At 66.1% G+C, this 20439-nt stretch carries 21 protein-coding genes and 2 tRNA genes; 9 read left to right on the forward strand and 14 right to left on the reverse strand.

Translation table 11 applies throughout. The features are described 5' to 3' along the window. Positions 1-86 precede the first annotated feature (86 nt). Positions 87-1541, forward strand: coding sequence for an amino acid permease (locus HJG53_RS04730; RefSeq protein ID WP_171127996.1), 1455 nt, complete (start codon positions 87-89; stop codon positions 1539-1541). On the opposite strand, the gene HJG53_RS04735 is transcribed toward HJG53_RS04730, so the two are convergent. Beyond that, positions 1519-1920 (reverse strand): DUF2147 domain-containing protein, encoded by a 402-nt coding sequence (locus tag HJG53_RS04735; protein ID WP_171127998.1) that lies wholly within the window; start codon positions 1918-1920, stop codon positions 1519-1521. The genes HJG53_RS04730 and HJG53_RS04735 overlap by 23 nt on opposite strands. 108 nt (positions 1921-2028) lie before the next feature. On the opposite strand from HJG53_RS04735, the gene HJG53_RS04740 reads away from it, so the two are divergent. The 4 genes from HJG53_RS04740 to maiA all read left to right on the forward strand — a co-directional run bounded on the left by HJG53_RS04740 (position 2029) and on the right by maiA (position 5841). After that, complete coding sequence (locus HJG53_RS04740; RefSeq protein WP_171128000.1) at positions 2029-3216, forward strand: parallel beta-helix domain-containing protein; 1188 nt, start codon at positions 2029-2031, stop codon at positions 3214-3216. Further along, entirely contained in the window at positions 3213-4166 is a 954-nt protein-coding gene (locus HJG53_RS04745; RefSeq protein WP_171128002.1) for an SO2930 family diheme c-type cytochrome, read from the forward strand. Before HJG53_RS04740 ends, HJG53_RS04745 begins: the two co-directional genes overlap by 4 nt. A gap of 99 nt (positions 4167-4265) precedes the next feature. Beyond that, complete coding sequence (locus tag HJG53_RS04750) at positions 4266-5138, forward strand: S-methyl-5'-thioadenosine phosphorylase (protein WP_171128004.1); 873 nt, start codon at positions 4266-4268, stop codon at positions 5136-5138. A gap of 70 nt (positions 5139-5208) precedes the next feature. After that, on the forward strand, positions 5209-5841 hold the full coding sequence (gene maiA / locus HJG53_RS04755; RefSeq protein ID WP_171128005.1) for a maleylacetoacetate isomerase: 633 nt from the start codon (positions 5209-5211) through the stop codon (positions 5839-5841). Between the two features lie 25 nt (positions 5842-5866). On the opposite strand, the gene HJG53_RS04760 is transcribed toward maiA, so the two are convergent. The 5 genes from HJG53_RS04760 to HJG53_RS04780 all read right to left on the reverse strand — a co-directional run bounded on the left by HJG53_RS04760 (position 5867) and on the right by HJG53_RS04780 (position 11794). Next, positions 5867-7315, reverse strand: coding sequence for a flippase (locus tag HJG53_RS04760; RefSeq protein ID WP_171128007.1), 1449 nt, complete (start codon positions 7313-7315; stop codon positions 5867-5869). 155 nt (positions 7316-7470) lie between these two features. Continuing rightward, a complete protein-coding gene (locus tag HJG53_RS04765; protein WP_171128009.1) occupies positions 7471-8814 on the reverse strand; it encodes a UDP-glucose/GDP-mannose dehydrogenase family protein in 1344 nt (447 codons plus the stop codon). 65 nt (positions 8815-8879) lie between these two features. Then, positions 8880-10799 carry a S9 family peptidase gene (locus HJG53_RS04770; RefSeq protein WP_171128011.1) on the reverse strand — a complete coding sequence of 640 codons (1920 nt, stop codon included), beginning with the start codon at positions 10797-10799 and terminating at the stop codon, positions 8880-8882. Positions 10800-10847: 48 nt separating this feature from the next. Continuing rightward, on the reverse strand, positions 10848-11048 hold the full coding sequence (locus HJG53_RS04775) for a hypothetical protein (RefSeq protein WP_171128013.1): 201 nt from the start codon (positions 11046-11048) through the stop codon (positions 10848-10850). Between the two features lie 128 nt (positions 11049-11176). Continuing rightward, the gene (locus tag HJG53_RS04780) at positions 11177-11794 is read right to left on the reverse strand and encodes a DNA-3-methyladenine glycosylase 2 family protein (protein ID WP_171128200.1); all 618 of its coding nucleotides are present in this window, start codon (positions 11792-11794) and stop codon (positions 11177-11179) included. 71 nt (positions 11795-11865) lie between these two features. On the opposite strand from HJG53_RS04780, the gene HJG53_RS04785 reads away from it, so the two are divergent. Next, a complete protein-coding gene (locus HJG53_RS04785) occupies positions 11866-12183 on the forward strand; it encodes a 2Fe-2S iron-sulfur cluster-binding protein (protein ID WP_171128015.1) in 318 nt (105 codons plus the stop codon). Between the two features lie 26 nt (positions 12184-12209). On the opposite strand, the gene HJG53_RS04790 is transcribed toward HJG53_RS04785, so the two are convergent. Continuing rightward, the gene (locus tag HJG53_RS04790; RefSeq protein WP_171128017.1) at positions 12210-12854 is read right to left on the reverse strand and encodes a hypothetical protein; all 645 of its coding nucleotides are present in this window, start codon (positions 12852-12854) and stop codon (positions 12210-12212) included. 11 nt (positions 12855-12865) lie between these two features. Next, positions 12866-13603: a 23S rRNA (guanosine(2251)-2'-O)-methyltransferase RlmB gene (gene rlmB, locus HJG53_RS04795; RefSeq protein WP_171128019.1), complete on the reverse strand. Its 738-nt coding sequence runs from the start codon at positions 13601-13603 to the stop codon at positions 12866-12868. A 96-nt stretch (positions 13604-13699) separates the two neighbouring features. On the opposite strand from rlmB, the gene HJG53_RS04800 reads away from it, so the two are divergent. After that, positions 13700-13786 (forward strand) — tRNA-Tyr (locus HJG53_RS04800). Between the two features lie 19 nt (positions 13787-13805). Here HJG53_RS04800 and HJG53_RS04805 read toward each other — a convergent pair. The 4 genes from HJG53_RS04805 to HJG53_RS04820 form a co-directional block, all read right to left on the reverse strand. Further along, positions 13806-13949 carry a hypothetical protein gene (locus HJG53_RS04805; RefSeq protein WP_171128020.1) on the reverse strand — a complete coding sequence of 48 codons (144 nt, stop codon included), beginning with the start codon at positions 13947-13949 and terminating at the stop codon, positions 13806-13808. A 350-nt stretch (positions 13950-14299) separates the two neighbouring features. Further along, complete coding sequence (locus HJG53_RS04810; RefSeq protein ID WP_171128022.1) at positions 14300-15067, reverse strand: LytTR family DNA-binding domain-containing protein; 768 nt, start codon at positions 15065-15067, stop codon at positions 14300-14302. Between the two features lie 63 nt (positions 15068-15130). Next, positions 15131-16270 carry a sensor histidine kinase gene (locus HJG53_RS04815; RefSeq protein WP_171128024.1) on the reverse strand — a complete coding sequence of 380 codons (1140 nt, stop codon included), beginning with the start codon at positions 16268-16270 and terminating at the stop codon, positions 15131-15133. A 141-nt stretch (positions 16271-16411) separates the two neighbouring features. Continuing rightward, positions 16412-17308: a haloalkane dehalogenase gene (locus HJG53_RS04820; RefSeq protein ID WP_171128026.1), complete on the reverse strand. Its 897-nt coding sequence runs from the start codon at positions 17306-17308 to the stop codon at positions 16412-16414. Positions 17309-17386: 78 nt separating this feature from the next. Here HJG53_RS04820 and HJG53_RS04825 point away from each other — a divergent pair. Continuing rightward, positions 17387-17460, forward strand: a tRNA-Gly gene (locus HJG53_RS04825). Between the two features lie 8 nt (positions 17461-17468). Here the strand turns inward: HJG53_RS04825 and HJG53_RS04830 are convergent. Beyond that, a complete protein-coding gene (locus HJG53_RS04830; RefSeq protein WP_171128028.1) occupies positions 17469-18467 on the reverse strand; it encodes an inorganic phosphate transporter in 999 nt (332 codons plus the stop codon). Continuing rightward, complete coding sequence (locus HJG53_RS04835; protein ID WP_171128202.1) at positions 18467-19588, reverse strand: DUF47 family protein; 1122 nt, start codon at positions 19586-19588, stop codon at positions 18467-18469. Before HJG53_RS04835 ends, HJG53_RS04830 begins: the two co-directional genes overlap by 1 nt. 155 nt (positions 19589-19743) lie before the next feature. Between HJG53_RS04835 and HJG53_RS04840 the strand changes: the two genes are divergently transcribed. Beyond that, a complete protein-coding gene (locus HJG53_RS04840) occupies positions 19744-20424 on the forward strand; it encodes a hypothetical protein (protein ID WP_171128030.1) in 681 nt (226 codons plus the stop codon). The last annotated feature ends 15 nt before the right edge of the window (positions 20425-20439 follow it).

Here is a 20439-nt window from a genome sequence, read left to right on the forward strand (position 1 = left end):
GGGGACCCAGCTTCTTCCTTCTTTGCTGCGTTTCGATAAGAAGGCTGGGTTCCCGCTTGCGCGGGAATGACGAAGGGGTGTGTGCAGTGAACAAATTACTCCGCCGCAAGGCGATCACCGCGGCAGAGGACCAGCCGCACGAGCACCGCCTTGCCCGCACCCTGTCCTGGCCGCACCTCGTCGCGCTCGGCGTCGGGGCGATCGTCGGCACCGGCATCCTGACCCTGATCGGCGTCGGCGCCGACCGGGCCGGGCCGGCCGTGCTGTTGAGCTTTGTAGTCGCCGGCGCGATCTGCGCCTGCGCGGCGCTCTGCTATGCCGAAATGGCCACGATGATCCCCGCGTCGGGGAGCGCCTATACCTATAGCTATTCGGTGTTGGGCGAAGTCTTTGCCTGGGTGGTCGGGTGGAGCCTGATCCTCGAATATTCGCTGGTGGTGGCCACGGTGGCGGTCGGCTGGTCCGGCTATGCCGTCGGCTTCCTCAAGGGGCTCGGTATCGTGCTGCCGGAGGTGCTGACCCATGGGCCGGCGGTCGCCGGAAGCCTGTTCGACGGCACGCTCCATTTCACCCAGGCCGGCACCAACCTGCCGGCCATCTTCATCATCGCGGTGGTCGCAGGCCTGCTGATGCTCGGCACCAAGGAAAGTGCGAACATCAACACCGCGCTGGTGGTGCTCAAGATCGTGACGCTCGCCCTCTTCGTCGGCGTCGCCCTGCCCCATTTCGACCCGGCCAACCTCGAACCGTTCGCGCCCAATGGCTATGGCAGCGTGCCGGGCGAGGGCGGGGTCAAGTTCGGCATGATGGGGGCCGCGGCCATCATCTTCTTCGCCTTCTATGGTTTCGACGCGATCTCGACCGCTGCCGAAGAGGCGAAGAACCCGGACCGGGACCTCGCCATCGGCATCGTCGGGTCGATGGTCGCTTGCACGATCATCTACATGATCGTCGCCGCGGCGGCCGTCGGCGCGATCGGCTATACCCAGTTCGCCAAGAGCCCCGAGCCGCTGGCGCTGATCTTGCGGGAGATCGGCAGCCCCGGCGTCGCGACGATCGTCGCTGCCGCCGCGGCCATTGCGTTGCCGACCGTGCTGCTCGCCTTCCTCTATGGCCAGACCCGCATCTTCATGGTTATGGCCCGCGACGGCTTCCTGCCGACCGGCCTCGCCCGAGTGTCGAAGCGCGGCACGCCGGCGACGATCACGGCCGTGACCGCAATCTTCGTCGCCTTCATCGCCGCCGTGACGCCGCTCGACCTGATCGCGTCGCTCGCGAATGCGGGGACGCTCTGCGCGTTCATCGCCGTCGCGGTCTGCGTGCTGGTGATGCGCAAGCGGGCGCCGGATATCCGCCGCGGCTTCACAACACCGCTCGCCTGGCTGGTCGCGCCGGCCGCCATCCTCGGCTGCCTTTACCTGTTCACCAGCCTGCAGTCGGTCACGCAGATCAGCTTCTTCGTGTGGAACGGGATCGGGCTGCTGATCTATCTGACCTATGGCGTGGCGCGCAGCCGCGCTACTTCGCCCGCGTCCAGGTAACCGAGCGGCAGAAGATCGCGACGCAACCGGTCAGCTTCAGCGTGTTGGGGCCGGTACGCTGGAGCGTGCTCCGATAGCTCTTGCCGTTCTTCGGATCATAGGCGGTGCCACGCCACAGCGCGCCATCGTCGACGAAGCCGGTCAGGATCGGCAGCCCCACGATCGGGCGGCTGCGCAACCGCGCGTCCGGGTTGTTGATGTCGGTCCCGGGACCTTTCACCGGCACCAGCGTCTTGGCCAGCCGGCCGCACAGCCGAGAGCCACATTGGCCGATCTCGATCAACCCGTCCTTAGTGTCGGTGAGCCAGGTTCCCGTCACCGGCTGGGCGGCTTGGGCGGGGAAAGCTGCCGCCGTCAACAGCAGAATCGTCCAGCGCATCTCTTCTCCGTTCGTATCGAGCGAAGTCGAGATACGTTTCTCGACTGCGCTCGAAACGAACGGGAGAGGGGTAGTTGTCAAGAGCCGCCGTTGCGGTAGCTTACACACATGAAAGCGCTCCTCCTCGCCCTTCTCGCCACGGCGGCGCCGCTCGCCGCCAAGACCGTCACCGTCGCGCCGGGCGCCGATGTCCAGGAACGGCTCCAGACCGCGCTGATCGAAGCAGCGCCGGGCGACACGATCCAGCTCGGCGCCGGCCGGTTCGAGCTGAGCGACGGCCTTTCCCTCGATGTCGATAAGGTAACGGTGCACGGCGCCGGCCGCGACGCCACGGTGCTGAGCTTCAAGGGGCAGAAGGGCGCCGGCGAGGGCCTGCTGGTCACGTCCGACGACGTCGTGCTCCGCGACTTCTCCGTGGAGGACAGCAAGGGCGACGGCATCAAGTCGAAGGGCGCCGACCGCATCGTCTATCACGATATCCGCGTCGAATGGACCGGAGGACCGAAGGAGACCAACGGCGCCTATGGCGTCTATCCGGTCAGCTCGACGGACGTGCTGATCGACAAGGTGCTGGTGCGCGGCGCATCCGACGCCGGCATCTATGTCGGTCAGTCCAAGAACATCGTCGTGCGCAACTCGATCGCGGAACGGAACGTCGCCGGGATCGAGATCGAAAACAGCTACAATGCGGACGTCCACGACAATGTCGCGCGGCACAATACCGGCGGGATCCTCGTCTTCGACCTGCCAAACCTGCCGCAGATGGGCGGCCACTCGATCCGCGTCTTCGCCAATCAGGTGACCGACAATGACACGCCGAACTTCGCGCCCAAGGGCAATATCGTCGCGTCCGTGCCGATGGGCACCGGCGTGATGGTGATGGCCAATCGCGACGTGCACGTCTTTCGCAACACGCTGGCCAACAATGCGAGCTCGAACGTGATGCTGATCGGCTATCGCCGGCCGTTCGAGGACAAGACCTATAATCCGCTGATCCGGCAGGTGGTGGTGCGCGACAACCAGCATGGCCGGGCCGGGTTCGCGCCCGCCTTCCCCGGCGGTGCGGAGCTGGCCGGTGCGCTGGGTGGCGCCTTGCCGCCGGTCATGTGGGACGGCACCGGCGAAGGCGTGCTGGTCGCGGAAAAGAATGTGCCGACGCTCACCTTGGGCCTCCCCTCGCCGTCCACTCCGGTCGAGCAGGCCAAGCCGTCGCTGGCCAAATTCGATGGCGTGCAGGCATCGGTCGAACCCAAGGCGGTCGTGCTGCCAGCCTCCATGGAGGCGGCGATCAAGTGAGATGGGCGCTCGCCGTGGCCGCGCTGGGGCTGCTGACCAGCGCCGCGCGGCCGGGCGTCGATGATGCGCTGATCACCGGCGACACGCTGCCGCAGAAACTGTCGGAGTTCCGCTTCTTCCTCGGCGACCAGCCAAATGCCCGCGTCACACCCTACACGCTCGCGACGCCGCTCTTCTCCGATTACGCCGACAAGCAGCGCTTCATCTATGTGCCCGCGGGACAAAAGGCGCGGCACCAAGGCGACGGGCTGATCGAGCTGCCGATTGGCTCCGCGCTGATCAAGACCTTCGGCTATCCGGGCCAGAAGCTCGAAACCCGCGTGCTGCTGCGCCGGGCGGGCGGCTGGGTGGCTCTCCCCTATGTCTGGGAGGAAGGGGATGCCGTGCTGAAGCGCGGCGGGAAGAGGCTTGAGGTGACGGCGCACGGCCAGACGATCAGCTATGCCGTGCCGAACCAGAACCAGTGCAAGGAATGCCACCAGTCCTCCGGCACGATCCAGCCGATCGGACCGAAGGCGCGCAACTTGGGCGCGGCGCAGCTCAAGGGGCTGGTACAGGCCGGCCTGCTCGACCGCGCGGCCGTCGGCTACGTGCTGCCACGCTGGGACGACGCCAAGGCGCCGGTCGCCGAGCGCGCCCGCGCCTATCTCGACATCAATTGCGGCCATTGCCATTCGCGCACCGGCATCGCGAACAATAGCGGCCTTTACCTGACCTGGGAGGAAGCGGACCCGGTCGCGCGCGGCATCGGCAAGACGCCGGTCGCCGCCGGTCGGGGCAGCGGCGGGCTGGAGGTGGCGATCGCGCCGGGCGAGCCGGACAAATCGATCCTGCTCTATCGGATGAACAGCACGGAGCCCGGCGTCGCCATGCCGGAACTCGGCCGGTCGCTGGTGCACAAGGAAGGCGTCGCGCTGGTGCGGGATTATATCGCGGGGCTGCCACATTAAATCGGTTTGGCCTGAGCTTGTCGAAGGCCTCCCTTTCTGTACACGAAGCCATGAGGAAGAGAGGGCTTCGACAGGCTCAGCCCAAACCGGAGTTGATCGATGGCTGAGTGGATGATCGGCGTGCTCGGCGGGTCCGGACTTTACGCGATCGACGATCTCGAAGACGCCGAATGGCGCGGCATCGACACCCCCTGGGGGGCGCCATCCGACCAGATCCTGACCGGCAGCATCGCGGGCAAGCGCTTCGCCTTTCTGCCCCGTCATGGCCGCGGCCACCCAATCTCGCCCACCGACCTCAACTATCGTGCCAACATCGACGCACTGAAGCGGATCGGCTGCACCGACCTGCTCGCCCTCTCCGCCGTCGGATCGCTGCGGGAGGAGCTGGCGCCGGGCAGGTTCGTCGTGGCCGACCAGTTCATCGACCATACGCGTCACCGCGCCGGCAGCTTCTTCGGCGCCGGGCTGGTCGCGCACGTCTCACTGGCCGACCCGGTCTGCCCGCGCCTGTCGAGCCTTGCCGCCGCGGCTGCCACGCGCGCCGGTGCCGAAGTGAGCGAGGGCGGCACCTATATCGCGATCGAAGGGCCGCAGTTCAGCAGCCGCGCCGAAAGCCACATGTACCGCGCCTGGGGTGCCGATATCATCGGCATGACGGCGATGCCGGAAGCCAAGCTCGCGCGCGAGGCGGAGCTGCCCTACGCGCTGATCGGCATGGTCACCGACTATGATTGCTGGCGCGAAGGCGAAGCGCATGTCGAGGTAAGCGAAGTGCTGCGCGTCATGCACGACAATGCCGGCAAGGCGCGGCGCACCATTGTCGAGCTCGCGCAACTCCTGCCTGCGACGCGGGACCCGAGCCCGATCGACACCTGCCTGGATCATGCGATCGTAACGGCGCCCGAGCGGCGGGACCCGGCGCTGGTGGCGAAGCTGGATGCCATTGCCGGAAGAGTGTTGCGCAAACCATAAACCGTTCGCTTCGAGCGAAGTCGAGAAGCCCGTGTCTCGACTGCGCTCGACACGAACGGAGGAGAGAGAGATGACCATCCGCCTGTTCGACTATTTCCGCTCCTCGGCCAGCTATCGCGTGCGGATCGGCCTCAACCTGAAGGGCGTCGCCTACGAGCGCGTCGACCTGGCGTTGCTCGAGGGGAAGCAGCGCGAGCCCGACAATCTGGCGCGCAACCCGCAGGGCTTCGTGCCGACGCTGGAGATTGACGGGCATATGCTCACCCAGTCGCTCGCCATTCTCGACTATCTCGACGCGACGTTCCCCGAGCCGCCATTTGTCTCCAAGGACCCGGCGCGCCGTTCAAAGACGCTCGCGCAGGCACTGGCCGTCGCCTGCGACATCCACCCGTTGAACAATCTCCGCGTGCTCAAATATCTGAAGTCCGAACTCGGCGCGCCCGAGCGGGCGCGCGACGATTGGTATCGTCACTGGGTCCGGGAAGGGTTCGTCGGGCTAGAGAAAATGGCCGAGGGCAGCGGCCGCTACCTCGGCGGCGACACGCCCGATCTCGCCGACATCTGCCTCGTCCCGCAAATGTTCAACGCCCGCCGCTTGAACCTCGATCTGACGCCATTCCCGACGCTCGTGCGCGTCGATGCGGCGCTGCAGGAACTGGAGCCCTTCGCAGCGGCGAGTCCGGAGCGGGTGCAGAACGGCTGAGGTGATACTGGGTTCGCTTCGGCCGCTAGCGCGCGAAGCGGCGCAGGAGGGCGCGGCCGCGGTCGATCAGTTCGGGCGGCGCGATGCGCCAGCAGAGCAGTGCGGTGACCAACCCGAGAACGACCCCGCTCGCCCACCAGCGCCAATCGCGATAGTCGAGCGTCGCCGAGGCGATCGCACCGGCGAGCAACGGTACGGCGACCAGGCCGATCAGGTCGGCTGGCGCAAGTTTCCGCCTGGCCGCCCACCAGAGCAGCAGGAAATCGACCGAGCAGCGAAAGGCGAACACCGCCGCGCAGCCGATCAGTCCATACCATTTCATGCCGACATAGAGCAGCGCCAGATAGGGCGGGATCTGCGCCAACAGGCACTTCGTCACCAGGTCCGGCCGGCCGGCGCCCTGCAGCCAGCTATAGGGCACGACCGCAAAGGCGTTCGCCCAATAACCGAAGACGATCAGCACGCCGACATCGGCGGCCGGCCCGCCGATCGCCTTGCCGACCCAAAGGTCGAGAAAGGGGTGGAGCAGGTAGATCATGCCGAGGATCGGCAGGCTGATGCCGGCGAGCAGCACGCGCAGCGACTTGTCGTTGAGCGACGCCTGCTCCTCCGCCGATGCGGTCGGCATGCGGGGGAACACCGCCCCGACCAAGGCTTGCGGGAAGATGGTGATCCTCTGGGCGAGCTGGAACGGCACGGTATAGATCGTCACCGCCTTGGCGCCGAGCACCGCGCCGATGGCGAAGCGGTCGAGAATGACGAGGATCGGGCCGAACAGCCCGGTGATCGTCACCCAGCCGCCATAGCCGAGCAAATCCTTGATCTGCGACCGGTCGAACCGCCTCTGCTGCCCGCGCGTGATGTGGAGGTGGCAATGCCACCACAGCACCACGATGGCGACCCCGCGCGCCGCGACGGACGCCAGCAGCAACAGGCTGAGGTTGGGGCCGAACGCCCAGGCCACGAACAGCGGAAACAGCTGGAACAGGCTGGTCGACAGCACCGAGATCATGTTCGTCTCGACGAACCGGTCGCGGGCCTGCAGCGCACCGGTGAGCACGCCGGTCGTCGTGGCGATCGGCACGGCCAGCGCGAGGAACGGCACCGCGGCGGAGATCTCGGGCCGGAGCCGCGGATCGACCTTGAAGATCTGATCGAAGAAGAAGGCCGCCGCGGCCCACAGCACCAGCGCACCCACCGCGCCCATGATCACATTGGTCAGGATCGCGGTCCAGAATACGTCCGCGCGGTCCTGCGCCGGCGCGTCCTTGAGCGCCGCGATGCTGTAAGTGGTGGCGCGGCCGAGTCCCAGGTCGAACAGGCCGAAATAGCCGAGCAGCAGCCAGGCGATCGCCAGCACGCCGTAGCGATCGGTGCCGACCAGCTTCAGGTAGATGGGGACGGTGACGAGCGCGAGCAGGATCGGGAGCACCGCCCCGATCAGGTTATAAGTCGCGTTGCGGCTGACGCTCATGCGATGTCCGGAAACTTACACCAGCCGTTCGTCCCGAGTAGCCGTCGAGCTTGCCGAGACGGCGTATCGAGGGATCCCTCGATACGAGCTCTCGCGACGCGCCTCCGGCGCTCCTCGATCTCTACTCGGGACGAACGGGTCTTGGTGACGGGAAATCAAGCGACCTTCTGTTCCAGCGGCGCTTCGGCGCCGGCGACGCCGCGGCCAATGCCGAAATAGGTCATGCCCGCCTTCTCGGCCTCCGCCGGATTGTAGACGTTGCGCAGGTCGACCAGCACGGGCGAGCGCATCGCTCCGGCCAGGCGCTTGAGATCGAGCGCCCGGAACGCGTCCCATTCGGTGACCAGCACCAGCACGTCGGCGTCCTTGGCGACCTCATGCGCGTTCGCCTTGTAATCGAGCTCGCCCAGCATCGCCCGCGCCTGCTCGACCCCTTCGGGGTCATAGGCAGCGATCTCGGCGCCCGCCTCGCGAAGTACGCGGACAATCTCCAGCGACGGCGCATCGCGCATGTCGTCCGTATTGGGCTTGAAGGTCAGGCCGAGCAGGCCGACCCTTTTGCCCTTGGCCGATCCACCAAGCGCCTCGACCACCTTATGCCCCATCGCCGTCTTGCGCAGGTCGTTGGCCTCGACGGTCGAATGCACGATGCGCAGCGGCACGCCATAATCCTCCGCCGTCTTCAGCAGCGCGAGCGTGTCCTTGGGGAAGCACGATCCGCCATAGCCGGGCCCGGCGTGCAGGAATTTTGAGCCGATGCGATTGTCGAGGCCGATGCCGCGCGAGACGTCCTTCACGTCGGCTCCGACCTGTTCGGCCAGGTCCGCCAGCTCGTTGATGAAGCTGATCTTGGTCGCGAGGAAGGCGTTCGCCGCATATTTGATCAGCTCGGCGGTGCGACGGCCGGTGAACAGAATGGGCGCCGCGTTCAGATAAAGCGGTCGATAGACCTCCCGCATCACTTCCTGCGCATGATCGTCTTCGGTGCCGACCACGATCCGGTCGGGGCGCTTGAAGTCCCCGATCGCGGCACCTTCGCGGAGGAACTCGGGGTTGGAGACGACCGCCCATTGGAAGTTCGGCCGCGTCTCCTTCAGGATCGCCTCGACCTTGTCGCCAGTGCCGACCGGCACGGTCGACTTGGTGACGACGACACAGGGCTTGTCCGCGGCTTGGGCGATCTCCTTGGCGGCGGCGAAGACATAGGACAAATCGGCATGGCCATCCCCGCGACGCGAGGGCGTGCCCACCGCGATGAACACCGCATCCGCGCCGGCAATGCCCGCCTTCAGGTCCGTGGTGAAGGAGAGGCGACCCGCCTTGACGTTCGAAGCGACGAGCTGGTCCAGGCCCGGCTCGAAGATCGGCATGCGTCCGGCCTCCAGTGCCTTGATCTTGCCCGCATCCTTGTCGACGCAGACCACGTCATGGCCGAAATCGGACAGGCAGGCGCCGGATACGAGGCCGACATAACCCGACCCGATCATCGTAATCTTCATCGCATCACCTTTTCTGCGCGCCGCCCCTTAGCCGGGCGGCGTCATCCTTACCACTCGATTCAGGGTTAAGCCCGCGCCAGGAATTGCGCCGTCGAAGCTGCCAACGTCTCCCCCGCCGGCTCGCACCGGCCGCCGAGATTGGCGCTTAGGAACTCCTCGGTGATCGCGTTGAACGCGATGTTGTTTTCCGGCCGCGCAACACCATGCCCCTCATCCGGGAAAAGCACGTAAGTGAGCGGAATGTTCCCGGCCTTCATTGCGGACGCGATCTGATCCGATTCCGCTTGCTTGACGCGCGGATCGTTGGCGCCCTGGCCGATCAACAAGGGCCGCACGATCCGATCGGCCTTGTGCAGCGGCGAGCGGTCTTTCAGCAGTTGCAGGCCCTCTGGCGTCTCCGGATTGCCCATGCGGCGGTGAAATTGCTGCACGACCGGTTTCCAATAAGGCGGGATCGTCTGCAGCAGGGTCTCGAGGTTGGAGGGACCGACGATGTCGACCCCGCAGGCGAACAATTCGGGCGTGAAGGTCAGGCCGACCAAAGTCGCATAGCCGCCATAGGAGCCGCCCATAATGGCGATCCGCTCGCGGTCGGCGATTCCCCCGGCAACGGCCCACTCGACCGCGTCGACCAAATCGTCGTGCATCCTGGCGCCCCATTCTAGGTCGCCGGCAGAGATGAAGCCTTTCCCGAAGCCGGTCGAGCCGCGGAAATTGACCGACAGCACCGCATAGCCGCGGTTCGCCAGCCACTGGTGATAGGGATTATAGCCGTGATGGTCGCGCGCCCAAGGACCGCCATGAACCAGCAGCACCATCGGCAAAGGCTGGTCCGGCACCGCCTCCCGCGCGGTCGCCGAGCCATGAGGCAGCGACAGATAGGCAGTGAGCGTCAACCCGTCGCGGGCGCGCAGTTCCAGCGCGTGCATCGGCACCAGCGGCGCATGCTCCAGTTCCGGCCGGGACACATAGAACAGGTCCAGCCGGTCGGCCTGGCGGTCGTAGAGATAGACGGCCGGAGGGCCCGTCACCGGATCGACCGCCACCGTCCAGCGCCGATCATCGTCGGTGCGCGATGTGATCTCGATATCGCCTTCGAGCAGTTCCCGCAGCCGCTTGAGCGTCGCGCCGATCGGCAAGTCCAGGCCGATCCATTCCTTGGTGAGATAGTCGACCGAATAGGCCTCGACCTCGCCGGTCAGCGGGTGCGTCAGCGTGTCGCCGATATCGGCGCGCGCATCCTCGGCGATCACGCGCCGCTGCCCGTCCGTCTCGGCGATCAGCGCCGCCGTGTTGCGGCCGCGGCTGTCCAGCCAGTAGAGCGTCCTGCCATTGGTGGTGAAGCCAACCGGCTGGGTCGTCAGCGCGTCTTCGAGCGTGGTTGCGGCGAACGGCGCGTCGGCCACGGCGCCCGCCTCGATACGATGAAAGTCCATGCCACCTTCCGCGTTCGGCCGGACCGCGACCCTAAGTGTGAGTGCGTCGTCGGCCAGGAAGCCGGCAAAGCCGTCGCCGCGCATGAGCTCGGTGAGCTCGCCTGTCGCCAGGTCCAGCGTGTGGACATCGTGCCATTGCGGGTCGCGATTATTAAGGCCGACCAGGATACGCCCGCGCTGCGTCACCGACGTGCCGACGATCAGCACGCGCGTATTCTCGAACGGCGTTAGGCACGTCTCCGCGCCGCTCTCGATGTCCACCCGGTAGAGCAGGAAATTCTCGTCGCCGCCCTTGTCCTGCACATAGAGGAGAGAGCGGCTGTCCGGTGCCCAGAGATACTGCCCGATCGGCCGCGCCGTCTCGGCGGTCATCGGCCGCGCGTCCGCCGGATCGCCTGCGGGCGCGAGCCACAGGTTCATCACGCCATCGCGCGGCGCCAGCCAGGACAGCCAGCGGCCGTCCGGGCTGATGCGCCCCTGCGCACGAGTGGGATTGCCGAACAGCTTGGCCCGCTCGATCAGCGGCACCTGAAGAGGAGAATGCGTCATGGCCGCTGCTTTACGGCCTTGGCGGCGAGCCTCAAGCTTCGGAAACGATCAGTGCGCCAGATCGCCCAACAGGCGGCAGGTTTCCTTGATCTCGTCGAGCAGCCGGTGCTGCTCCTCGCGAGTCAGCATCACCGCGCGTTCCCGCCATGCCGTGATGATCCGCGCGCGGAGGTCGGTGATCTCGACCAGCATGTCGTCGGCGCTGAACGCCCCCAGTTGATAGATATTCTTGCGATCCTGGTCAGGCATATCAGCCTCCCGTCAGAAGCGGGAGCGTGCCAAGACTCTCATGACGCGCGCTTCAAAGCAGATTTGCGCCAATGGCTAATCTATATACCCCTTTTGTCAGCAAAGCGACTCGTATCGTCTGACACAGGTTAGATCGCGACCATCTTGTAATGGTGCCACGCGAAGATCGCTGCCGCGCCACGGTGCGGGCGCCAGGCCTCTGCCAGCTCGCGGGTCCGCTTTTCGTCCGGTCGCTCCGGCAAGCCGAGCAGCACGCCCACTTCGCGCATCACCGCCAGGTCGCCCGCTGGCCAGATGTCGGGCCGCCCCTCGGCAAATAGCAGGTAGATTTCCGCCGACCAGCGGCCAATCCCCTTGATCCTGGTCAAGGCGGCGATCGCCTCTTCGTCGTCCTCGGGCAAATGGCTCAGATCCAGTTCGCCGCTGACGACCAGTTGCGCGAGGCTGCGCGCATAGCCGCTCTTCTGGCGCGACAGGCCGGCCGAGCGCAGCTCCTCGTCAGATGCCGCCAACAGGCGCTGCGGATCGCTTGGGTCCTCCAGCAGAGCCGCCAGCTTATTCCACATCGACGCCGCGGCGGCGACGCTCACCTGCTGGCCGACGATGGTGCGCAGCAGCGTCTCGTATCCCGGTTCGCGAAGGCGCGGCTCAGGATAGCCGGCACGGGCCAGCGCCTCGGCAAAGACCGGCTCGCGCGCCGCCAGCGCATCGAGCGACTCCTTCAACTGCTCCGCCGACAGCCCTATGCTTGACCCTCGCGCCCCGCCGCGACATGGCGGCTGTGAAGCCTTGCTAGGCTGAACGTAAGGGGAACACAATGCCGAAGCTGGTGGTGGTGACGCGGGACGGACAGGAGCGGGCGGTCGATGGCGATGTAGGCCTGTCTGTCATGGAAGTGATCCGCGACAATGGCTTCGACGAGCTGCTGGCGCTGTGCGGCGGCTGCTGCAGCTGCGCGACCTGCCACGTCCATATCGATGGCGACTGGGCTGACCGCCTGCCGCCGATGAGTGAGGACGAAAACGACCTGCTCGAGTCGAGCGATCACCGCAATGAGAGCTCGCGCCTGTCGTGTCAGATCCCGTTCACCCAGGATCTGGACGGCATGCGGGTCACGATCGCGCCTGAGGATTAAGGCCCTCTTCGCTCGACCCCGGCGCTCTATTTAAGCCGCAGCACCGCGGTCGGGGCGTCGCGGGTGAGCGGGCTCACCTTCCAGCTCAGCGTCTTGCGCCCGCCCGCGGCTGTCGCGCCCTCCTCATTGTTCGTGCTGACCAGCTCCGCATCGGTGTCCAGCACGAAAATGCCGTCGAGCTTGTCGCTCGAGTCGGCGGTACCGCTCATCGGCCCCAGCTCGTCCTTACTTTCATTGGCGAAGCCCGGCGCCTTGACGCGCACGGTTCCGTTCGCGCGCAGTTCGACGGCCACGAACGGAACGATCGCCTGCCCGTCCAGATTGAACGGATAGATGAAATTGTGGGTCAGGGTGCCCGACACCTGATAGTCGATCGCGAAGGTGCCGTTGCCCAGATAGCGGACGGAACGATAGCCCGCCTCCTTGGACAGCGCGTCGGCGATGGCGCGGTTCTTCACCTCGGCCTTCTGCTTCTCGCCGGGCTCCGCCTCCGTTTTGCCCGACTTCATCTGCTCGGGGTCGAGCGCATGCACTTCGCCGACATAGGAATAGGTAAAGCTGCGATCGGCATTCACCACCAGCCGCGACGTGAACTTGCCCGGCGTCAGCAGGCAGCCGGCGAGCAGCAGCGGCAAGGCCAGCGCCGCCGCGATACGAACATAGACCCCCATGTCACCCCCCTTCAGCCGCGTGTGGCCGCCGCATAGAGTGCGATGGCCGCGGCGTTCGACACGTTCAGGCTTTCTACCCGGTCGCTGATCGGAAGTCGCGCCAGTTCGTCGCAATGCGCCGCCGTATTCTGACGCATCCCCTCGCCTTCGGCCCCCAGCACCAGCGCGACCTTGGCGCTGCCGAGCGTATCGGCGAGGTGCCGCTCCGCCTCTCCGGCCAGCCCGATGCGCCAGAACCCTGCCTCGCCGATCTCGTCGAGGGCACGCGCGAGGTTCACGACCCGCGCCCAGGGCACCAGCTCGAGCGCGCCGGACGCCGCCCGCGCCAGCGCTCCGGATTCCGGCGGGCTGTGACGATCCTGGGTAATGATCCCGGCCGCGTCGAAGGCTGCCGCCGAGCGCAGGATCGCACCGACATTGTGCGGATCGGTCACCTGATCGAGCACCAGCAAGGGGCGGTTGTCCTCCCCGGCCAGCAGTTCGTCCAGATACACGTCCTCCAGCGGCTCGACTTCCAGCACCAGCCCCTGGTGCGGGGCGTCTGCTGGCACGAGCCGGCCCAGGTCCGCCACATCGGCAAAAGTGACGGTCAGTTCCTTCGGCAGCTCCATGCGGGCGGCCGCATCGCGCGTCGCCCACAGCCGGACAGAACGCCGCGCAGGATTGGCGAGCGCGGCGGCAACGGCGTGGCGCCCCCAGAAGCGTGGACGGCCGGAGGTGGAGGCGGAAGGACGGGAACGCTTCTTCATGGCCGCGCGCTCTACAGCAAAGTGAAGGCGTTGACAGGCCGCGCCGCGTTCGTCATGGCGTCGCCTCCGCTCACGACCGGCCCTGCCGGACCCTGTGGACAGGTGGCCGAGTGGTTAAAGGCAGCAGACTGTAAATCTGCCCGGGTTTCCCGTACGCTGGTTCGAATCCAGCCCTGTCCACCACTCCCTTGGCGATGCGCGCTCAGCGCATTTTGCTGCGGAAATGTTCGCGCTCCAACTGGCGGCGCCGGCGCGGCTTCCAAACGGTCTGATGAAAGACCAGCGCCCCGACGACTCCCAGGCCGGCGAGCAGCAATGCGAGCGCCAGCGATAAAATCTCTTCCACTCTGTACCTTTGTCGTTACCCGAAGTGTGCGGCCGAAATATCCAGCGAGCGGCAGGGAATCAACTCGCCCGCCGACCGCCGCCACCCTCCGTCGTCCGCCACGGCCGGTTCGTCGATGGGTGCGCAAGTTGATCGACGCGGCTCCGCCTGTGGTCGACGGCACAGCGCCTTTTTCTACTGCGTAGCTAGAGAGCCACCATCGCGGTCATGGGGATCGCGAATCGATGAAAGGAAAGGCTCATGACTGCAGAAGCTCTGCGCAGCACCGCGACCTGGCTCGCGGCGATGTTCGTCGGCACGATGTTCGTTGCCGCCACGACCTCGTTCGCCGGCCTCGCCTAAGTGCGCGGTTACGGGAGGCCCAGCTTGTCGGTCAGTGCATCGATATAGCTGGGCCCCACCTGCACATGCGCGCCGTCGTCGAGCACCAGAGTGAGGCTCCGATTGGCGCGGCGGACTTCCGCCACTTTCTCCGGCCGCACAAAGGCCGAGCGATGCACCCGCATCAGCCCCGTCCCGTCCAATTTCTCTTCCAGCGCCGCCATCGTCGCGCGCAGCATGTGGCTGCGCGTCTCGGTATGCAGCAGGACATAGTCGCGCGCGGCCTCGATCCAGCCGATCGATTCGATGGGGACCCAGCGATGGCCGTGTCGCTCCGGCACCCAGAAGCCGGCATCGTCGCTGCGGCTCGATCCGGTCTTTGAGCGCAGCGCCTCCACTTCCTCCAGCAGCTTGCCGCTCTGCTCAGCCTGTTCGCGCAATTCGCGGCGGCGGCGGGCGCGATTGACCGCCTGGCGCAGCCGGTCGAAGCGGACCGGCTTCAGCAGATAATCGGCGGCGTCCACCTCGAATGCGTCGGGCGCATAGTGTTCGTGGGCGGTGACGAAGATGATTTCCGGTCGCTTCTCCGGCTCCAGCGCGGCGGCGGTCCGCAGGCCGTTGCGGCCCGGCATCTGGATGTCGAGAATCACGAGATCGGGGGCGAGCGCCTCGATCTGCTCCAGCGCCATGTCGCCGTCGGTTGCCTGCCCCGCGACTTCGACGTCTTCGATATCGGCGAATAGTGTGCGCAAGCGGTCGAGCGCCAGCGCTTCATCATCGACCAGCAACACGCGCATCTTGGCAATCCCCCGAGGCTTTTCCGGCTCTTATCGGACAGGCGGGGCGATCGCTCAAGGGCCTCAGCGCGTCTGGGGCGGGTCGACCGGCATGCGGATCACCGAGGCATAGCCCGGATCTCGCGGTCCGGCGGCCACGGAGGCAAGCTCTCCGTAAAGCGCCGACAGCCGGCGGCGGACATTCTGCAGGCCTACGCCCGTCCCTCCCGCAGGCACCGCATTTGCCGCCCCACGTCCGTCATCCTCTACGGTCACGACCAGATCTTCGCCTTCGCGGCGCCCGGTGACGCGGATCACCACCGGGTCGCGCGACGGAGCGACGCCATATTTGATGGCATTCTCGACCAGCGGCTGGAGCAGGAAGCTGGGCACCGGCACGCTGCACGCATCGCTCGCGCAATCGATCTCGACGTGCAGCCGCTCCCCGAAGCGAATCGACTCGATCTCGAGATAATCCTCGATCAGCGTCAGTTCCTGATCGAGCGGCACCAGCTCGGTCGGGTCGGACGCGAGCGAGGCGCGCAGGAAGCTCGACAATTTGTCCGTCATCAGCTCGGCTTCGTCATTCCGCCGGGTCACGATCATCGCCGAGATCGCGTTCAAGGTGTTGAACAGGAAGTGCGGGTTGAGCTGGTAGCGCAAAGCCGCGAGCTGGGCATGCTGCGCGGCCGACAGTGCCTGCGCCAGCTCCTTCGCCTGAGAAAGCTCGTGCCGGCGCGAGTTGACGAGGTGAAACAGCGCCACGTTGACGCCGAACACGCAGACATAATTGAAAGTGGCGCGATAGGCGCGGCTGAGGTCGGTCGGCAGGTTTTCCCATGCCGTGTCGACGCGATTGGCGATCAGACCGGTGTAAAGCAGGTCGAAACAGACCTGCACCATGGCGGCCGCCAGCACCGCACCGCCGAGCGCGAGGATGCGCCGCGGCACCTCCCACTCCTCGGTCACCCGGAACAGGGCGAACAGCGGCATGGCGAGCGCCATCGACAGCAGCAGAGTCACTTCATCGAGCGCGACGCTAATCCAGCGCTCGCCCGGATGCCGGTCGAGCAGGATCGGCAGATAGATGATCGCGACGAAGGTCCAGAGCGCGATCGTCAGCAGGATCGCTTCGCGCCAGCCGGCGCCGCGACCCAGCCCGGCGTCGTGCGGCGCGGCCGTGATCGGCACGGGCGACGTACGCGGTGATGCAAGCAACGACATTCGGTCAGCCATCAACACCGTCGCCAAAACCGAATTGCCCCACTCGAGTCGCCCAGCGGATCAGGCTGAGGGGATCGCCGCTGCCCGACCATGGCCGCGGGACGAAACTGCCATGCAGCGCGACGAGGACGCGCCCGGTCATCATGCCGCGGCGAAGGCGGCAAGCGCCGCGCGCGCGATCGGCGCGCCCCATTCCTGCACGAAATGCCCCGCTTCGGGGACGATCATCGGCTCGGGGCAGCCACGGATGTAGCGGCGGACGCCCTGCATGGCGTCGACCGAGATGACCGGATCGGCGCCACCGACGGCCATGAAGCTCTGGCCCTGCCAGTCTCTGCTCCACCAGTCGCGTGCCTGGCGCGAGATTTCGGCACCCGAAGCATCCAGCCGATCCGGCACGAGCTCGGGGAAGCGGCGCACCCCGGCCTTGTACCGCATGTCGGGATAAGGTGCGGCATAGGCTGCGGCTTCGGCGTCGCTCAGGATCGGCGTCGCCCGCTGCATCAGCGCCTGGATATCGAGATCGGGCTGCGAGCGGTTATAAGCCTTCCACGCCTCGAAGCCGGGACCGAGCGGACGGTCGCCGGTCGCAAAGCCCGTATTCATCACGATCAGCCGCTCGTAACGCTCCGGCGCCGCCATCGGCAGGGTCAGTCCCAGCAGCCCGCCCCAATCCTGGCACACCAGAGTGACGCGCCTCAGATCGAGCGCCTCGACCAGCGCCAGCAGTGCACCGCGGTGGAAATCGAACGTATAGACCTGATCGTCGACCGGCTTGTCCGACCGGCCAAAGCCAAACAGGTCTGGCGCGATGACGCGGCCGACTTCGGCGAATACCGGCAGCATCTTGCGGTAGAGATAGGACCAACTGGGCTGACCGTGCAGGCAAAGGAAGACAGGGCCATCGCTCCGGCCCTCGTCGAGATAGTGAATGCGGAGCCCTTCATAGCCAGGCAGGTCCTCGCGATAATGAGGCGCAAAGGGATAGCCGGGCAGCCCTTCGAACCGTTCGTCCGGCGTGCGCAATGCTTCGATCATCGGCCGCTCCCGTGTCGCATCGCGCCGATATGCCGGTTGACGAGCGCGCCGTCCACGTGGCAGTCGCGCGGGGCTGGTGCGGGTATAGCACAATGGTAGTGCAGCAGCCTTCCAAGCTGAATACACGGGTTCGATTCCCGTTACCCGCTCCAGCCCTTCGTCAGAACAGGCGCGTGAGGGCGTAGAAGAGCGCGCCGACGGCGGCCGATGCCGGGATGGTGATCAGCCACGCGATCACGATCCGACCCGCCACGCCCCAGCGCACCGCCGAAGCGCGCCGCGCTGCGCCGACGCCTACCACGCACCCGGTGATGGTGTGGGTGGTCGAAACGGGAATGCCGAAGGCGGTGGCCGCGAACAGCATGATCGACCCGCCCGCCGAGGCGCTGAAGCCCTGGTGGTGGGACAGCTTGGTGATCCGCGTGCCCATCGTCTCGATGATCTTCCATCCGCCCGACAAGGTACCGAGCGCGATCGCGGTATAGCAGCTCAGCACCACCCAGCCGGGCACGTGGAACTCGCCGCCCAGCATGCCTTGCGAATAAAGCAGCACCGTGATGATACCCATCGTCTTCTGGGCGTCGTTGGCGCCATGGCCGAGCGAATAGGCGGCCGAGGACAGCAGATGCAGCTTCTTGAACACGCCTTCGGCACGCTGGGCCGCGGCGCGAAAGAACAGCCAGGAAGTGATCAGCATGATCAGCATCGACACGAGCAGGCCGATGGTCGGCGACAGCACGATCGCCGACGCCGTCTTCACCACGCCTGACCAGACGATGCCGTCGAAGCCGGCCTTGGTCAGCCCTGCGCCGATCAATCCACCGATCAGCGCATGGCTGGACGATGACGGAATGCCCTTCACCCAAGTGAGCACGTTCCAGAACATGGCGCCAACCAGCGCGCCGAAGATCACCTGCGGATCGACGATGTCCTTGTCGATGATCCCCTTGCCGATCGTCTCCGCGACCTTCAGCCCGAAGATAAAATAGGCCGCGAAGTTGAAGAAGGCGGCGAACAGCACCGCGTGCACAGGCGACAGCAGCCGCGTCGACACGACGGTCGCGATCGAGTTCGCCGCGTCATGCAGGCCATTGAGGAAATCGAAGGCGAGCGCCAGCGCGATCAGTCCGATCAGCAGCGGCAGAGCGATGGTCGTCATCAGGCGTGGTCGATCACCAGCCCGTCAATCTCGTTCGCGACGTCCTCGAACCGGTCGACCACGCGTTCGAGATGGCTGTAGATCTCGCGATTGACGACGAAGCAGAGCGGGTCGTCGGCGCCCTTTTCCTTGTAGAGCCGCTTAAGGCCTGCCGCGTGGATGTCGTCCGCCTGGCCCTCGAGCCGGACCAGCCGCTCGGTCAGTTGATGCAGCCGAGCCGCGTTCGGCTTGATGTCGCGCAGCAGCGGCAAAGCTTCGGCGGTGACACGCGCGCAATCGACGATGATCGCCGCCATGTCGCGCATTTCGTTGTCGAACTCCTTGACCTCATACAGGCTGACCGCGCCGGCGGTCTGCTGCATCTGGTCGATGGCGTCGTCCATCGATCCGATCAGGCTGATGATCGCCGAGCGATCGAACGGCGTCAGGAAGGTGCGGCGGACGGTCTGGAGCACCTCGCGGATGATCTCGTCCGCCTCATGCTCCCGCTCTTCGATCTCGCGGATGTGATCGGGCATGCCGGCGCCGCCCTGGAGCAGGCGCACCAGCGCATCGCTGCCCGCGAGCAGGGTCGCGCCATGCGCTTCGAACAGGGCGAAGAAATTCCCCTGTTTCGGCATCAGCGTCTGGAACCAGTGAAACATGCCCTGCCTCGTCTTCTGACCGATCGCCGCCGGCGCCAGCCCGAACGATCGCGGCGCCGCTACGTCCAACGCGCGAAAGGATCGAATGATCTCCTTGAGCGCTGGCTCCTGCACCGCGTCCGCCGCCTCGCGCAACGGGAACCAGCGCCGTTCGCGCTCGTCGTCCTCGTCCCACTCGTCCAGCTCTTCGGTGACAGCAATCGGGAAGACCTCTACATCGACCATTACGGATGCGCCAGTCCGCTTGCGCTTGCGGTAGCGGTAGCTGCCGATCGAGGCGGGGCAAGCGCCGCCGCGCACGCCCGCTTCTTCCAGCGCCTCGTGCGCGGCGGAGTCATGCGCGCTCAATCCTTCGACGAGGTTGCCCTTGGGCAGGACCCAGCGACGGGTCTGGCGGGACGTCACCAGCAGGACGGACACGGCCGCGTCGACGGCTGAGGTCCCGGTGCGGTATGGCAGGGCAGCGATCTGGCGAATGTCGGCGGTCCAATATGTTAGCCGTTGAGTTCAGTCGCTGTAACAAACTGGAAACATTCGTCGCAAGCGCCGTGAGCGGTTCATCCCCAGCGGCAATCAAATCTTAGCCACTGCGCCGTTATCCATCTGCAACACGCGTTAAGGAGTGCGGTTGCATGAGCATGATGGAGGTCGGCGCGGGGCGGGGGCGGTTCATTGTTCCCGGGAACGCTCGCGAGACGACCGAGTTCTTCGACACGCTCTACTGCCTTGAGCCGCAGGACCTGGGCAAGCTGCCGCACGGCAGCGACGCCGCACAGACCGCGGCTGCCATCATGCTCGCCGCTGCGCAGGAGTTTGCGGTGGTAGCGCTCGCCGACCTGTTCCCCTTCTGGCGCCGGCCGGTTTCGGACCGCGTGGCACTCGCGAGCCTCGCGTTCGTGGCGACAGGCATCGAGCGGGCCTGCGCCTCGGAACGCCCGGGCCGCGAACGCTTCGCTGCAATCAACGGGGGCCTCGAACTTATCTGCGGCTTTGCGGCCGGTCTCGATGGCGCCGACCGCCGCCTCGACCTCGCCTTCTTCGCCCAGAGCTTCGACGCCGCCCGCCGCAGCGCTATGCCCGACGAATCTGCTCAGCTGATGTGCGACGCGCTGATGGAGCTTCTCATCGACGCGGCCCATCTGCCGGATCATGGGATGCGCATCGCCCTTCTGATCCGCACCGCAGTCGAGCGCCTGCAGGATCTCGTCTCGATCGCCGCAGGGCAGCTGGTCGCGTGCTGGCCGAACGATGCGACAGATCGCGACAATATCTTTGCCCGGCTGACAAAAACGGGCGACGGGTCGGATAGATAAGGACCGGGCACAGGA

The organism is Sphingomonas sp. ID1715 (genome assembly GCF_013044515.1).
Lineage (GTDB): Bacteria > Pseudomonadota > Alphaproteobacteria > Sphingomonadales > Sphingomonadaceae > Sphingomonas_B.

What these genes read in the sequence shown, in the direction of transcription:
- HJG53_RS04740 (WP_171128000.1), top strand. Translation starts at nt 2,029, where the DNA reads ATGAAAGCGCTCCTCCTCGCCCTTCTCGCCACGGCGGCGCCGCTCGCC.
- maiA (WP_171128005.1), top strand. Translation starts at nt 5,209, where the DNA reads ATGACCATCCGCCTGTTCGACTATTTCCGCTCCTCGGCCAGCTATCGC.
- HJG53_RS04830 (WP_171128028.1), bottom strand. Translation starts at nt 18,467, where the DNA reads ATGACGACCATCGCTCTGCCGCTGCTGATCGGACTGATCGCGCTGGCG.
- HJG53_RS04840 (WP_171128030.1), top strand. Translation starts at nt 19,744, where the DNA reads ATGAGCATGATGGAGGTCGGCGCGGGGCGGGGGCGGTTCATTGTTCCC.
- HJG53_RS04765 (WP_171128009.1), bottom strand. Translation starts at nt 8,814, where the DNA reads ATGAAGATTACGATGATCGGGTCGGGTTATGTCGGCCTCGTATCCGGC.
- HJG53_RS04760 (WP_171128007.1), bottom strand. Translation starts at nt 7,315, where the DNA reads ATGAGCGTCAGCCGCAACGCGACTTATAACCTGATCGGGGCGGTGCTC.
- HJG53_RS04815 (WP_171128024.1), bottom strand. Translation starts at nt 16,270, where the DNA reads ATGTCGTTGCTTGCATCACCGCGTACGTCGCCCGTGCCGATCACGGCC.
- HJG53_RS04750 (WP_171128004.1), top strand. Translation starts at nt 4,266, where the DNA reads ATGGCTGAGTGGATGATCGGCGTGCTCGGCGGGTCCGGACTTTACGCG.
- HJG53_RS04785 (WP_171128015.1), top strand. Translation starts at nt 11,866, where the DNA reads ATGCCGAAGCTGGTGGTGGTGACGCGGGACGGACAGGAGCGGGCGGTC.
- HJG53_RS04775 (WP_171128013.1), bottom strand. Translation starts at nt 11,048, where the DNA reads ATGCCTGACCAGGATCGCAAGAATATCTATCAACTGGGGGCGTTCAGC.
- HJG53_RS04810 (WP_171128022.1), bottom strand. Translation starts at nt 15,067, where the DNA reads ATGCGCGTGTTGCTGGTCGATGATGAAGCGCTGGCGCTCGACCGCTTG.
- rlmB (WP_171128019.1), bottom strand. Translation starts at nt 13,603, where the DNA reads ATGAAGAAGCGTTCCCGTCCTTCCGCCTCCACCTCCGGCCGTCCACGC.
- HJG53_RS04770 (WP_171128011.1), bottom strand. Translation starts at nt 10,799, where the DNA reads ATGACGCATTCTCCTCTTCAGGTGCCGCTGATCGAGCGGGCCAAGCTG.
- HJG53_RS04790 (WP_171128017.1), bottom strand. Translation starts at nt 12,854, where the DNA reads ATGGGGGTCTATGTTCGTATCGCGGCGGCGCTGGCCTTGCCGCTGCTG.
- HJG53_RS04820 (WP_171128026.1), bottom strand. Translation starts at nt 17,308, where the DNA reads ATGATCGAAGCATTGCGCACGCCGGACGAACGGTTCGAAGGGCTGCCC.
- HJG53_RS04735 (WP_171127998.1), bottom strand. Translation starts at nt 1,920, where the DNA reads ATGCGCTGGACGATTCTGCTGTTGACGGCGGCAGCTTTCCCCGCCCAA.